General features: G+C 64.0%; 15 protein-coding genes. 7 read left to right on the top strand and 8 right to left on the bottom strand.

What is annotated here, in order from left to right; translation table 11 throughout:
• The 3 genes from DENOEST_RS00725 to DENOEST_RS00715 are packed head-to-tail and all read left to right on the top strand — an operon-like array spanning position 1 to position 2,072.
• Complete coding sequence (locus DENOEST_RS00725) at positions 1-645, top strand: SPOR domain-containing protein (protein WP_145770183.1); 645 nt, start codon at positions 1-3, stop codon at positions 643-645.
• 14 nt (positions 646-659) lie between these two features.
• Positions 660-1,295: a thiol:disulfide interchange protein DsbA/DsbL gene (locus DENOEST_RS00720; protein WP_170228154.1), complete on the top strand. Its 636-nt coding sequence runs from the start codon at positions 660-662 to the stop codon at positions 1,293-1,295.
• Positions 1,296-1,301: 6 nt separating this feature from the next.
• Positions 1,302-2,072: an SDR family oxidoreductase gene (locus DENOEST_RS00715; RefSeq protein ID WP_145770185.1), complete on the top strand. Its 771-nt coding sequence runs from the start codon at positions 1,302-1,304 to the stop codon at positions 2,070-2,072.
• 92 nt (positions 2,073-2,164) lie between these two features.
• On the opposite strand, the gene DENOEST_RS00710 is transcribed toward DENOEST_RS00715, so the two are convergent.
• The gene (locus DENOEST_RS00710; protein WP_145770186.1) at positions 2,165-3,019 is read right to left on the bottom strand and encodes a pirin family protein; all 855 of its coding nucleotides are present in this window, start codon (positions 3,017-3,019) and stop codon (positions 2,165-2,167) included.
• A gap of 25 nt (positions 3,020-3,044) precedes the next feature.
• Positions 3,045-3,647 (bottom strand): FMN-dependent NADH-azoreductase, encoded by a 603-nt coding sequence (locus tag DENOEST_RS00705; RefSeq protein ID WP_145770187.1) that lies wholly within the window; start codon positions 3,645-3,647, stop codon positions 3,045-3,047.
• Positions 3,648-3,746: 99 nt separating this feature from the next.
• On the opposite strand from DENOEST_RS00705, the gene DENOEST_RS00700 reads away from it, so the two are divergent.
• The 3 genes from DENOEST_RS00700 (at position 3,747) to DENOEST_RS00690 (ending at position 5,947) form a co-directional block, all read left to right on the top strand.
• Positions 3,747-4,685, top strand: coding sequence for a LysR family transcriptional regulator (locus tag DENOEST_RS00700; protein WP_145770188.1), 939 nt, complete (start codon positions 3,747-3,749; stop codon positions 4,683-4,685).
• A gap of 180 nt (positions 4,686-4,865) precedes the next feature.
• Positions 4,866-5,303 (top strand): disulfide bond formation protein B, encoded by a 438-nt coding sequence (locus DENOEST_RS00695; RefSeq protein WP_145770189.1) that lies wholly within the window; start codon positions 4,866-4,868, stop codon positions 5,301-5,303.
• Entirely contained in the window at positions 5,300-5,947 is a 648-nt protein-coding gene (locus DENOEST_RS00690) for a DsbA family protein (protein WP_145770190.1), read from the top strand. Before DENOEST_RS00695 ends, DENOEST_RS00690 begins: the two co-directional genes overlap by 4 nt.
• A 112-nt stretch (positions 5,948-6,059) precedes the next feature.
• Here DENOEST_RS00690 and DENOEST_RS00685 read toward each other — a convergent pair whose 3' ends face one another.
• From DENOEST_RS00685 to DENOEST_RS00675, 3 genes are all read right to left on the bottom strand, one after another.
• The gene (locus DENOEST_RS00685) at positions 6,060-7,220 is read right to left on the bottom strand and encodes a hypothetical protein (protein ID WP_145770311.1); all 1,161 of its coding nucleotides are present in this window, start codon (positions 7,218-7,220) and stop codon (positions 6,060-6,062) included.
• A 28-nt stretch (positions 7,221-7,248) separates the two neighbouring features.
• On the bottom strand, positions 7,249-8,889 hold the full coding sequence (locus DENOEST_RS00680; protein WP_145770191.1) for a long-chain-fatty-acid--CoA ligase: 1,641 nt from the start codon (positions 8,887-8,889) through the stop codon (positions 7,249-7,251).
• 161 nt (positions 8,890-9,050) lie between these two features.
• Complete coding sequence (locus DENOEST_RS00675; RefSeq protein WP_145770192.1) at positions 9,051-9,818, bottom strand: SDR family NAD(P)-dependent oxidoreductase; 768 nt, start codon at positions 9,816-9,818, stop codon at positions 9,051-9,053.
• Between the two features lie 167 nt (positions 9,819-9,985).
• Here DENOEST_RS00675 and DENOEST_RS00670 point away from each other — a divergent pair, with 167 nt between their 5' ends.
• Positions 9,986-10,654 carry a TetR/AcrR family transcriptional regulator gene (locus DENOEST_RS00670; RefSeq protein WP_145770193.1) on the top strand — a complete coding sequence of 223 codons (669 nt, stop codon included), beginning with the start codon at positions 9,986-9,988 and terminating at the stop codon, positions 10,652-10,654.
• Between the two features lie 12 nt (positions 10,655-10,666).
• Here the strand turns inward: DENOEST_RS00670 and DENOEST_RS00665 are convergent, their stop codons facing one another.
• From DENOEST_RS00665 to DENOEST_RS00655, 3 genes are read right to left on the bottom strand one after another with little or no spacing between them, the layout of a single operon-like run.
• Positions 10,667-11,119 (bottom strand): YaiI/YqxD family protein, encoded by a 453-nt coding sequence (locus tag DENOEST_RS00665; protein WP_145770194.1) that lies wholly within the window; start codon positions 11,117-11,119, stop codon positions 10,667-10,669.
• Positions 11,116-11,559, bottom strand: a complete 444-nt coding sequence (locus tag DENOEST_RS00660) for a putative toxin-antitoxin system toxin component, PIN family (RefSeq protein ID WP_145770195.1) — start codon at positions 11,557-11,559, stop codon at positions 11,116-11,118. Before DENOEST_RS00660 ends, DENOEST_RS00665 begins: the two co-directional genes overlap by 4 nt.
• 55 nt (positions 11,560-11,614) lie before the next feature.
• On the bottom strand, positions 11,615-13,435 hold the full coding sequence (locus DENOEST_RS00655) for a PHA/PHB synthase family protein (protein WP_145770196.1): 1,821 nt from the start codon (positions 13,433-13,435) through the stop codon (positions 11,615-11,617).
• Positions 13,436-13,448 lie beyond the last annotated feature (13 nt).

Here is a 13,448-nt window from a genome sequence, read left to right as displayed (position 1 = left end):
ATGACAAAAGACATCAAGCCCCGCGCCGCCAGACCCCAGGGCAAGAACGGCGGCGGCACCCTGCTGGGCGTATTCATCGGCCTGGTGATCGGCGTGCTGATCGCCTTCGGCCTGGTCTGGTACCTGAACAAGACCCCCATGCCCTTCCAGGAAAGGCCCCGCCGTGGCGAGGATCTGGCCAGCTCCCCCCAGCCAGGTCAGGTGCCCCCGGCCCTGCCGGGCAAGCCCGGGGACAAGGTCGCCGAAAAACCCCGCTTCGAGTTCTACAAGATTCTCCCCGACGGTCAGGAGGGCACCCCCGGTACCACGGCCGCCGCCCCGCCCGAGAGCGAATCCCCTGCCGCCCCGGCGACGCAATTCCACCTCCAGGCCGGCGCCTTCCAGAAGCCCGCCGACGCCGACAACCTCAAGGCCAAGCTGGCCATGATGGGCGTGGAAGCCAGCGTGCAGCAGGTCAACGTGGCGGACAAGGGCACCCTGCACCGGGTCCGGGTAGGTCCTTTCGCCAGCCCCGAGGAAATGAACCGGGCCCGCAACCTGCTGGCCCAGAATGGCATCCAGGCCACCGTGGTGAAGAGCAGCGCGGAGGCCAGGACAGAATCCAAGGCTGAACCCCGGGCTGAAACCAAGCCCGCCAAACCATGACAAGGAGTTTCCCCATGCGCCTCATGAAATCCCTGTTCGCTGTTCTCTTCCTGGTTCTGGCCACAGCGGCCGGCGCCGCCGAGTTGATGGAGGGCAAGGACTACACGGTGCTCAACCCGCCCCAGTCCACCGAGAGTCCGGGCAAGGTGGAGGTGAGCGAATTCTTCTGGTACGGATGCCCCCACTGCTTCCATTTCGAGGGCGCCCTCAACCAGTGGCTGAAAACCCTGCCCAAGGACGTGAGCTTCCGCCGCGTACCCGGCGCAGCCAAGCCCTGGATGCCCGGCGCCAAGCTGTTCTACGCCCTGGAGGCAATGGGTCTGGAAGATAAGCTGCACGCCCAGATCTTCAGCGCCATCCATGAGAGCCGGGACCTGCACCCGATCAAGGAGGAAGGTTTCCCCGAGTGGCTGGCCAAGAAGGGCGTGGATACCAAGAAATTCTCCGATACCTACAGCTCCTTCGCCATCCAGTCCAAGGTGCAGCGGGCCATGCAGTTGAACGCCGGCCATCGCATCGACGCCGTGCCGGCCATCGTGATCAATGGCCGCTATCGCATCGTCGATCCGGCCGAAATGACGCCGGAGAAGTTCATGGCCGTCGCCAACGCCCTAGTGGCCAAGGCCCGCGCCGAACAGGGACGGAAGTAGAACGCCATGGCGCTCCGGGTCTGGATCACCGGGGCCTCTTCCGGCATCGGCGCCGCCCTGGCCCGGCGTTACGCCGCCCGGGGAGCCAGCCTGGGCCTGGTGGCCCGCCGGGGAGATGTCCTGCGGGAACTGGCGGCCAGCCTGCCTGGCCGGGTGTTCACCTACCCCCTGGACGTGACCGACACTGCGGCCCAGGCCGCCGCCGCCCAGGACTTCATGCAGCGTGTCGGCGTGCCCGATATCGTCATCGCCAATGCCGGCGTTTCCGCCGGCACCCTGACCGGGGCCGACGAGGACCTGGAAGTCTTCGCCCGCATCATGGCGGTCAATGTCCAGGGCATGGTCAATACCTTCCATCCCTTTGTCGGATCCATGCGCAATGGCGGCCGAGGCCGGCTGGTGGGCATCGCCTCCGTGGCCGGAGTGCGGGGCCTGCCCGGGGCCGGGGCCTATGCCGCCTCCAAGGCGGCGGCGATCGCCTACCTGGAAAGCCTGCGCATCGAACTGCATGGCAGCGGCGTCAAGGTCATCACGGTCCTGCCCGGCTATGTGGAAACCCCGATGACGGCGGTGAACCAGTACCCCATGCCCTTCATGCTGCCGGTGGACGAAGCCGCCCGCCGCATCATCCGCATCATCCGCCGCGGCGACAGCTACGCCGTGCTGCCCTGGCAGATGGCCATCCTCGCCCGGCTGCTGCCCCTGGTGCCCAATGCCCTCTACGACCGCATCCTGGCCCACAGCATCGGGCGCAAGCCACGGGGCCTGCCGGTCTGAGCCGCATGGTCACCGACCTCACCTGGGGCGGGGCTGCCCATCGACTCTGTTGTTGATGCTTTCGCGTTAAGAGACGCCGCCTCACCGGAGCACTACACCAGCTGCCCCGCCTGGTAATCGGCGATGGCCTGCTCGACCTCTTCCCGGGTGTTCATCACGAAGGGACCATACTGAGCCACCGGTTCTCCCAGGGGTCGGGCCGCAAGCAGCAGGAAACCGGCACCAGCCTCTCCAGCAACGACTGCCAGCCACGTCCCGGCCGAGAGTACCCCGGCCTGTCCCATGGACAGGGGCCGCTGCTGCTCAGGCGCACCCACCAGCAGGCTGCCGGCGTAGGGATAGAGAAAGGCACTGTGGGCCTCGGGCAGTTTGTGGGCGAAGCGTCCGCCGGCCGGCAGACGCACGTCGAGAAAGCTGGGCGAAGTGGACAGGCCCTGGATGGGACCCGCCACCGACAGCCCCTGGCTCTCAAAGCTGCCGGCGACAATCCGCACCTCGCCGCCCTCGATCGCCACCCGGGGAATCTCCTCGGGCTGGATGTCCCGATAGCTGGCAGGCTTCATCTTTTCCCTGGCCGGCAGATTGATCCAGAACTGGAAGCCATGGAGCCGGCCGCTATCCTGCTGGGGCATTTCCGAATGGATGATGCCGCGTCCGGCGGTCATCCACTGGGCGCCGCCGCTCTGCAGATGGCCCTGGTGGCCCAGGTGATCCTCATGGAGGAAATGCCCCTCCAGCATGTAGGTGACCGTCTCGAAACCCCGATGGGGATGGGCGGGAAAGCCGGCGATGTAGTCCTCCGGATTGTCGGAGGAAAACTCGTCCAGCATCAGGAAGGGATCGAGACGCTGCTCCCGGCTCTGGCCCAGGCTGCGCCGCAGCCTCACCCCGGCGCCATCCGACACCGGAATTGATGGGATGATTCTTTGCAGGATGCGCGTCGTCATGATCTTCTCCTCGAGTAGTCGGCCCTCAGGCCGCAAGCCTTTCCAGTTCGCGATGGGCCGCATCGATCGCCGTGGTCCGGGCCTCGTCTCCCATGTTCAGACCTTCCGCGTAAACGAATTCGACCTCCGTGACGCCGATAAGTCCCAGAAAACCCCGGACGTAGTCGGTCTGGCTGTCCAGGGGGGTGCCGACATAGCGACCGCCCCGGGCGGCGAAGATGTAGGCCTTCTTGCCCGTCAGCAGGCCCTGGGGGCCGTTCTCGGTATAGCGAAAGGTCTCCCCGGCCCGGGCGATGTGATCGAAGTAGGCTTTCAGGGTGGAAGGAATGCCCAGGTTGTACATGGGCAGGCCCAGCACGATCACGCTGGCCTGGCGCCATTCCTCGATCAGGGCATCGGAATAGTTCACCACCTGCTGCTGTTCCGGGCTGCGCTCTTGCGCCGACGTCGTGAAGGCCAGGAAGCGGGCGCCGTCGAGATGGGGCACGGATTCCTGGGCCAGATCCCGAGAGATCACCCGGGCAGCGGGATTGCCGTTTTGCCAGGTGGCAACGAAGCGGTCGGCCAGCTGGCTGGACTGGCCCTGGTTGGAAAACAGGCTGGCATTGATTTGTAGCAGGGTGCTCATTTCTTTATCTCCTGGTTGTGGACGCCCTCATTTAACGATTTACAGAAAAGATAAAAAAGCAGAATATTTCGTTCATATCAATCTAATAATTAGATAAAAGTGACCACACCCCACATCGCCCTGGACCAATGGCGCGCCCTGATCGCCGTGGTGGAGGCGGGGGGCTACGCCCAGGCCGCCGAAGTGCTGCACAAGAGCCAGTCCGCGGTGACCTACGCGGTGCAGAAGATCGAGTCCCTGCTGGGGGTGCGGGCCTTCGAGATTCAGGGGCGCAAGGCCGTACTGACACCCACCGGCCACATGCTCTATCGACGAGCCCTGGCCCTGGTGAGCGAAGCCAGCGACCTGGAACAGGCAGCCCGCACCCTTTCCGCTGGCTGGGAAGCGGAAATCGGCCTGGCCGTGGAAATCCTGTTTCCCACCGGACTGCTGCTGGACAGCCTGGCCCAATTGGGCCGGGAGAGCCCCCGGACCCGGGTGGAGGTGATCGAATCGGTGCTGGGCGGCACCCCGGAAGCCCTGCTCACCGGCCAGGCCGACCTGGCCATCACGCCCCAGATTCCCCCCGGCTTCCTGGGCACGGCGCTGATGCGGCTGCGCCTGGTGGCCGTCGCCCATCCGGACCACCCCCTACACCGCCTGGGACGGGAGTTGGGCCACAAGGACCTGAGCGCCCACCGGCATCTGGCGGTGCGGGAGACTGCCAGCACCCGGGACCGCCGGGGCGTGATCGTTGAGGTGGAGCAGCGCTGGACCTTCAGCAGCATGGCCTCCTCCATCGCGGCCAACTGCGCCGGCCACGGCTTCGCCTGGTATCCCGAGGAACGGATCGCCCAGGAGCTGGCCCAGGGCCTGCTCAAGCCCCTGCCCCTGCGGGGCGGTGAGGAACGCTATGTGGAACTCTACCTGGTGCTGGCCGACCCGGACTTCGCCGGCCCCGGCGTATGCCGGCTGGCGGAAATCCTGCGCCAGCGGGTGGAGACCCTTAAGCCGGCCAAGCCGGAACCAAACAGGGACAGCGTTGATAAAGGCGAGTGATGTTTGGCCGGAAAGGCAAATCAAGGCCCACCCCCTCCCGTCCTCCCCCTCGCGGGGAAGGTGACTGTATTGGCTCGCTTCGCTCGAAATTCCTCTCACGATTTGTCATGACTTAACCGATTAGTGAATGACTCTGTCACGGAGGGCTAAAATGCCGCGCTGGCTTCCCCGGACACTCCCATGACACGCATCCCCGCCCGCAATGACAGAGCCTGGGCCCTGGTCTTCGCCGCCTGGCTGGTGGCCGGTATCTCCACCCTGGGCGCCCTATTCTTCGGCGAGATCATGCAACTGCCTCCCTGTGTGCTGTGCTGGTACCAGCGCATTTTCATGTTTCCCCTGGCTCTGATCCTGCCCTTCGGACTGTTCCCCTTCGACCCCAGGGTGATCCGCTACGGACTGGCCCTGGCGCTGCCTGGCTGGGGCTTTGCCTCCTTCCACCTGCTGCTGATCGCCGGAGTGATTCCCGAGAGCATCAAGCCCTGTACCCAGGGGGTGCCCTGCTCCCAGACCGTCATCCAGTGGTTCGGCTTCCTGACGATCCCCCTTTTGTCGGTAGCCGCCTTCTCGGCCATCATCATCCTGTTCATCCTGAGTTACTTTCGAGGTTCCAAATGAAGCAGAAAACCCTGTTCATCATTGCCGCCGTAATCCTGCTGACGGTGTTCCTGGTGGCAACCCTGGTCTACAAGAGCGAAAAGATCGACCAGTCCGCACAACTGGCCGAACGCAACCGGGCCCATTTGGTGCGGATGCATGCACCGACCCTGGGGCCCGCCCAGGCCAAGGTACAGATCGTCGAGTTTCTCGATCCCGCCTGCGAAACCTGCCGGGCCTTCTATCCTTTGGTCAAAGAGATGATGGCCGCCAACCCTGGCCAGATTCACCTGGTGCTGCGCTACGCGCCCTTCCACAAAGGTTCCGACGCCGTGGTAGCGATACTCGAGGCGGCCAGGAAGCAGGGCAAGTTCTGGCCAGCCCTGGAGGCATTGCTGGCAACCCAGGCCGACTGGGCGCCCCACCACACGCCGCAACTGGCCCTGGTCTGGCAGAAACTGGAAGGCCTCGACCTGAACCTGGAGCAGCTCCGGCTGGACATGATGGCACCGGAAATCGCCCAGCTGATTGCCCAGGACCTGGCGGACGCCCAGGCCCTCAATGTCACCCAGACACCGGAGTTTTTCGTGAATGGAGCACCGTTGCCGACCTTCGGCTACGAACCCCTGAAGGCCCTGGTGGATGCCGCCCTGACCACCCCCTGAGGGCATCGGTGCACCTGGATGAACAGCGGAATCGCCGATACCGTAACCGTTGCTCCGGGAGTAGCCGACCAGGAGGCAAGGAGGCCGTCACGCTCCCTTGCCTTCCGAGCTTTCACCCTTCGGGCAGTCCAAGCTCCGGCCATTTCCCATTGACATAGGTCTGGCAGTTCCCCCAGCCCCGGGCGCCGGTCTCGCTGTCGGTCACCTCGATCAGGCAGTCACGGAACTGGTTGAGCCGTGCCACGGCTTCCGGCAGCGAGCAGTCGGCAAAATGCTCGCCTTCCACCAGGAGCTTGCCCCGCCACTGCCCGTGGTGCATGCCGTCGAAGCCATGGTAGAGGCCGCCGCCCAAATGGAAACCGGTGTCGCCCACCGGCCGGGCGGTCAAGGTCCGCCGGCGACCGTCGGCCATGGTCAAGCGGAATTCGCCGCCGAGAAAGCGCTTGTTGACGGGATTGAAGCGAATGGCCGGCTCCAGCGCGACGATCGCCTCCAGCCGGCCATCCGTGAATTCGAAATGGCCCTGTAACCGTTCATGGTGGAACCCGGGTCCCTGGTACATCAGGTAGTACTGGTGAAAGGCAAAGCGCTTGCCGTCGGCCATTTCAAAAAACAGCGGATTCCAGATGGCCAACGCCTTGCCGATCGAGCCTGAATCCATCGGCTCGGGCGCCACATCCTGCACAGGAAGACCGACATTCGAACGGCCTCCCCAGGAGTGGTCCCTCGTCATGATCCAGGTCTCCGGCGTTACTTCGGTCCGCACACCGTCGACCTCCACCCAGCCGCGCGCGGTCCCGGTCTGGTGGTAGCGGATCTGATCGGCGACGCGGCGATAGCCGGTCACGGTGCGGCGATCCTCCCGGTCTTCGGTGACACAGGGGACGATCCCCTCCAGAATGAGATCGAAGGCGATCGGCTGGACGTCGTTCTTTTCCAGCACGACGCGGATCTTATTCAGGGGCTCGATGACCTCGTAGCGCAAGGGGCCGACATTGACGCTGTTGGGATCGGTAGCCAGTTCCCGGCTGGCCCGGACATTCCACTGCTCGACACCCCGTGAGACGCCGCCGTAGCCGTCCACCACGTTACGGTTGATGTACTTGCCGATGCCGAAATCGATCTGCAACGATCCATCGCGCGCAGCCGCCATCAGGCAGACCTTTTCGGTCCAGCTGTAATCGGTCTGCAAGACCGAGGCGAAAGTCTCGACGATCTGGTGATTGAAAAACTCATCCGCATCCAACAAAGGTCCAATGCTGCCTCCCGCCATTTTGTTCACTCCCTGTTCAGATTGGCTGTTATAGCCGTTGCAATGCACCCGGCGCAAACCGGGCTTCGTAGACTTCCATATCGGAGGATGACATGCGCCGATAGGTCTGCTCCTTTTCCGCCTTCCACCAGACCGGGTCAGCGGTTCGCCAGCGCTCCTGGCGCAGTTGCCGACGCAGCACCTTGGCGGTGGCAGTGACGGGCATCTGCTCGGTGATGCGGATGAAGCTGGGCATCCATTTGGTACCGAAATCCGCCTGGGCAGCGATGAAAGCCTCGAAGGCCGCCGGATCGAAGCGGGCGCCGGGGCGCAGTTCCAGGGCGGCCATGACCCGGTCGCCGACGGCGCAGTCGGGTACGGCATAGACACCGGCCAGCACCACATCCGGATGGCGGAACAGGGCCTGCTCCACCTGGGCCGAGGCGATGTTCTCACCATCCACCCGCATCCAGTCATCATCCCGCCCGGCAAACCAGAAATATCCCGGCTCGTCCCGGTAGGCCAGATCACCGGTCCAGAAGATGCCGTCGCGCACGCGGCGGTGCTCGGCCTCGGGGTTGTTCCAGTAGCCCTCGAAGCCCTGGGCACCGTGGATGTTCACCAATTCGCCGATGGCCTCGTTGGCGTTCAGCAACTGGCCCTGGGCGTCGAAGCGGGCACGGGGGCATTCCTGGTTGGTTTCGGGGTTCATCACCTGCACGCCGGGTTGGTGGGCCATACCCAGGCAACCGCGGGGCATGTCGGGCGTACGGCCGATGGAAAGCCCGCCTTCGGTGGAGCCATAGCCGTCGATCACGGTGCAGTGGAAGCGTTTGGCAAAACGTTCCTGGTCGTCGATGGCGCCTTCGTTGCCATGAACCATGCGCAGGGTGCTCTGGCCGTCATCGGGTTGTTCGGGGGCGGTGAGCAGATAGGCCAGGGGCTTGCCCACGTAATTGAAGTGGGTGGCACCGTAACGGCGCACGTCGTCCATGAAGCCGGAGACGGTGAATTTCCGGATCACCACGGTGGCGCCGCCGGCCAGGGCCGGCAGCCAACCCATGTTGATGGCGGCGGCATGGAACCAGGGCATGGGCACGTAGCTGACCGCGCTACGGTCGTAGCCGAAATACTGGGATACGGTGTTGGCCAGGGTGGCCATGCGGCCGTGGGAACAGATGCAGGCCTTGGGAGCACCGGTGGACCCGGAGGTGAAGATCAGGCTGAAGATGTCGGTGGGCGTGACTGTGATTGCCGGTAGGGGGGCGCCCTCGAAGGGCGCGAGCAGGACAGCGTAGTCAGGGCCGTCCACATCAACGATACGCTCGGCGGAAAGGCCGGTTTCCAGGCCGGCGATGTCGCCCCGGAAAGGGTGGCCGGTAATGACGAACTGGCAATCGGTATGGCCGATGTCCCGCGCCATGTCGGCACCCCGACGGGTGGAATTGAGCCCCACCATGGTGGCACCGGCGATGGCGCAGGCGCCGAGCCAGAAGGGAAATTCCGGCACGTTCTCCAGCAGGATGCCCACATGGAAGGGCCCCGGGCGGCGCCGGGCCAGGAGGAAGGCCGCCCGCTGGGCGCAGCCGGCCACATACTGGCGGTAGCTCCAGCTTTGGTCGAAATGACGCAGGGCGACGTGGTCATCGTCGGCCCGGGCACGGATGAAGTCCGCGATGGTTTGTGTCATGTTTGTCTCCTCCTCCGCCCCGGTTCTACGTCCGGGGTCGTTGGATCAGTTTCCAGATTTAGGGAAGCACCGAACAAGCCCCAGTGCGTCATTCCGGCGAACGCCGGAATCCAGGGAAATCAACAAAGTCTGGGCACCGGCGTTCGCCGGTGTGACGGGCCTCAACTCAGCACGCCGCCATCCACCTGAAAAATGGTGCCGGTGGAATAGCTGGAAGCGGCGCTGGCGAAGAACAACACGGCGTTGGCCACTTCCTCGGGCAAGCCGGCGCGCTTCAACGGATTGATCTTCATCATGTCGGCATAGCGCTGAGGATCGTTCAGGGTGTGATCACCCATGACGGTCTTGATCACGCCGCAGGAAATGGCATTGACGCGTACGCCGTGGGGGCCGAATTCCCGGGCGTAGCAGCGGGTCACGGTATTCAGTGCCGCCTTGGAAACGCAGTAGGCGCCGATCTCCGGCTGGGCCATCAGGGCCGAGGTGGTGCTGATGTTGATGATGTTGCCGCTGCCCCGGGCCACCATCTTCTTGCCGATGGCGCCGCTGAGGAAGAAGGGGCCCTTCAGGTTCACGTCCATCACCTTGTCCCACAGGGACTCGGTGGTGTCGGCGAAGGATTCCACGTGGGGCGGGCTGATGCCGGCGTTATTGACCAGGATATCCACGTTCAGGCCGCGCTCGTCGAGGGTGGCAACCAGCTTCTGGATATCTTCCATCCTGCCCATGTGAGAGGCAATGGCGTGGACCTTGCCGCCCTTGGCGCGCAGCGTCGCGGCAGCTTCGTCGAGAGTCTCCTGCTTCCTGGCGACGATGATCACCTCGGCCCCCTGCTCGACAAAAAGCTCGGCAATGGCCAGGCCGATGCCCCGGGAGGCGCCGGTGATCAGGGCGGTCTTGCCCTGGATGGAAAACGCGTTGGCGCTCATGGCAATTCTTCTCCTTTACTTGTTATGTCCGGTTGTGCCGGTGCGTCGAAAATTCTAGAAAAGAGCAACGAACCAGTACACTCGTATTTTCTGGCCACGCCAAGTGGCTGATAGCACTGGATTCCCAAGGCAGTGGTGCGCAGTATCGGAAAAAGGCTTGCATTCGGATGACCCGGAAAACGCCATCGACGACAGAGGAAAGGGGACACGAGGGCCTGCCCCGCCCCCGCAAGCTACCCACCCAGTCCCGCTCCCGGGCCCTGGTGGAAGCGGTGGTGGAAACCTGTCTGCGTATTCTGGACGAAGAGGGCGCGGCTGCCCTGACCGTACAGCGCATTGCGGAAGTCTCCGGCGCCACCGTGGGCTCCATCTATCAATACTTTCCCAACAAGGATGCCGTCATCGCCCTGGTCTACGAGCGGGTGTTGCAGACCGAGGCGGTACGGGTCAGTCTGGACCACGGCAGGATCAGCGGCCTGCCCCTGGCGGTGGCGCTACGGGAAATCATCGGCAACACCATCCGCATGGAATTGCGCCTCTCACGCCTGAACCGGGAGTTCCACCTGAAGTACTACGCCGACCTGCAATTGGGCATGCGCTGCGGCACCTACGCCACCTCCCGGGACTACGTGCAGGACACCTGGCTGAAATTCATCCAGCTCTACGACAACGAGATCACCACTCCCGATCGGGAAGCCGCGGCTTATATGCTGGGCATGGGCCTGCGGGCGGTGGTGAGGATGGCCCTGGAAGACGACCCGGCCCGCCTGGAGCAGCCCGGGTTCCTGGACAGTCTGGTGGATATGGCCCTGGGGGCGGTCAGGCCGCCCCGCTAGCGCCCCAGTTCCTCAGGGCTTGCCGCGCCGCGCCAGGAAGCGGTCGAGCTGATTGGCAAAGGCCTGCCGATCCCCCGGGCTGAAGGCGGGAGGGCCACCGGTGTCCACACCGCTGCTGCGCAGGGTGTCCATGAAGTTGCGCATATCGAGCAATTGCCGGATGTTCTCCGGGCTGTAGAACTCCCCCCGGGGATTGAGGGCATGGGCCTGCTTTTCGATGACGATCGCGGCGAGGGGAATGTCGGCGGTGATGACCAGATCCCCCGGACTGACCGCCTCGGCGATATGCCGGTCGGCCACGTCGAAGCCCCGGGGCACCTGCACTGCCTTGATCCAGGGCGAGGGCGGCGTGCGCAGGGCCTGGTTGGCCACCAGCACCAGAGGCAACTGGTGCCGCTCGGCGGCCCGATAGAGGATTTCCTTGATCACGACGGGGCAGGCGTCCGCATCGACCCAGAGCTTCATTTCGGGGCTTCCAGCTCCGCCAGGGCCGCGTCCGGGGTAAGGATGCGGAACAGGCCCTTCAGCTTGTCGCGCCGGGCCAGGCGCAGCAGGGCCTTGTCGCTGGTGATCAACCATTGGGCCTGGCCGTCCCGGGCCACTTCGAGAAATTTCTGGTCGTCCCGGTCCTGGCAACGAGGCAACAACAAGGCGTCAGGCCCAGGGGATGGCACCACCTGCACCCGGGCCGCGTAATCGGCATAGAGGGCCGCCTGGCGCTCGGGGGCGATGGCGAACTGTTCGTAGCCCAGCACCCGCTGAAACTCCGCCAGGCAGTCCTCCCGGCTCAGGGCCCGCCAGGCACCGCTGTCCAGCCGGGCGCGGAGAGGCGCGAAGCGGCTGTCCGTGAAGGCCCAGAGGGAGAGCAGCACGTTGGTGTCGAGTACCACGGGCAATACCGTCATTCCGGTTCCGCTTTCCGTATTCCGGCCCGGGCCGGAATGACGCAGGCGCGAGGGTTCACGCCACCTTTTTCTTCTGGTCCAGGCGCAACTTGGCGTAGCTGCCGGGGGCGTCCTCCTGGGGCTTCAGCTTGCCCTTGGACGGGTCCCGGGCCGGCACCGTGGCGCCGCCGTTCCTGGCTACCACCCACTGCTGCCAGTCGGTCCACCAGGAGCCTTCATGCTGCTTTGCGCCGGCGAACCAGTCGTCGGCCGACTCCGGCAGATTCTTGCTCTTGTCATTGGTCCAGTAGCCATACTTGTTGGCGGCGGGCGGATTGACGATGCCGGCGATGTGGCCGGAGCCCCCCAGCACGAAGCGCACCGGACCGCCCAGATGGGTGGCCCCCAGGTAGGTGCCCTTCCAGGGCGCGATGTGATCCTCGATGGTGGAGATGAAATAGCAGGGCGCCTTGACCTTGGACAGATCGATGGGCACACCGGCCAGAGTCAGACCGCCCGGCTCCTTCAGCAGGTTCTTCATATACATGTTGCGCAGATAGAAGCTGTGCATCTTGTAGGGCATGCGGGTGGAATCGGAGTTCCAGTAGAGCAGATCGAAGGGGAAGGGTTCCTTGCCCATCAGATAGTTGTTCACCACGAAGGACCAGATCAGGTCGTTGGCCCGCAGTGCGTTGAAGGTGCCGGCCATCTCGGCGCCTTCCAGATAGCCCCGCTCCTCCATCTTCTTTTCCAGATGGGAGACCTGCTGCTCGTCGATGAACACGCCCAGCTCGCCCGGCACAGAGAAGTCCAGCAGGCAGACGAAGAAGGTGGCGGAAGCGATGCGATCGTCCTTCTTCGCGGCCAGGTAGGCCATGGTGGACGCCAGCAGGGTGCCCCCCAGGCAGTAGCCGATGGTATGCACCTTGTCGACGCCGGTCTGCTTGCAGACCGCATCCAGGGCCACCAGAGTGCCCTCGGTCAGGTAATCCTCGAAGTTCTTCTGGGCCATGCGACGATCCGGATTCACCCAGGAGATGCAGAACACGGTGTGCCCCTGGTCCGTGGCCCACTTGATGTAGGAGTTCTTTTCCCGCAGATCCAGGATGTAGTACTTGTTGATCCAGGGCGGCACGATCAGCAGGGGCTCCTTGAACTGCTCCTGGGTAGTGGGCTCGAACTGGATCAACTGCATCAGGTCATTCTGGAACACCACCTTGCCGGGACTGGTGGCCACGTTCTTGCCCAGATCGAAGGCTTCCGGATCGGTCATGCGGACCCGCAACTGCCCATCGGTTTCCATGTCCCGCAACAGGTTGTTGAAACCCTTGAGCAGGTTCTGACCATGACTCTTGACCGTCTCCCGCAGTACCTCCGGGTTGGTCATGGCGAAGTTGGAGGGCGCCATGGCGTCGATGAACTGACGGGTGAAGAAATTGACCTTCTTCCTGGAACCATCCTCCAGGCCCTCCACCTCGCTCACCGCGTCATGGAGGTGATGGGCGGTGATCAGATAGGACTGCTTGATGAAGTCGAACAGAAAATGCTCTTCCCAGTGGGCATCCTTGAAACGCTTGTCATCCTTGGCTGGCCTGGCCACCGGAGAGGCATCCATGCCGGCGAAGCGCATCATGGAATGCTGCCAGAGGGACATGTAGTCCCACACCAGATTCATCTGGGCCTGAGCCATCTTGTAGGGATTGGCCAGCATCTTGGCCATCATGTCCATGAAGGCCTGGGCGATGCCCAGGTCATCCGCAGGCGGAGTGATGCCATGCTTCAACTGACGCTGCACATGCTCGGTCAGCAACTTGGAAGCCCGCTGGGCCACCTCGGCGTAGGTCTTGGCGACTTCCTTGGGATCGGGCAAGTGGGGCTTCTCGTCGTGCTGGGACATGGGTCGGTTCCTC

Origin of the sequence: Denitratisoma oestradiolicum, assembly GCF_902813185.1 — a bacterium.
GTDB lineage: Bacteria > Pseudomonadota > Gammaproteobacteria > Burkholderiales > Rhodocyclaceae > Denitratisoma > Denitratisoma oestradiolicum.
Note: the sequence above shows the minus strand (reverse complement) of the source record. Positions and strands in the feature narration are given on the sequence as shown.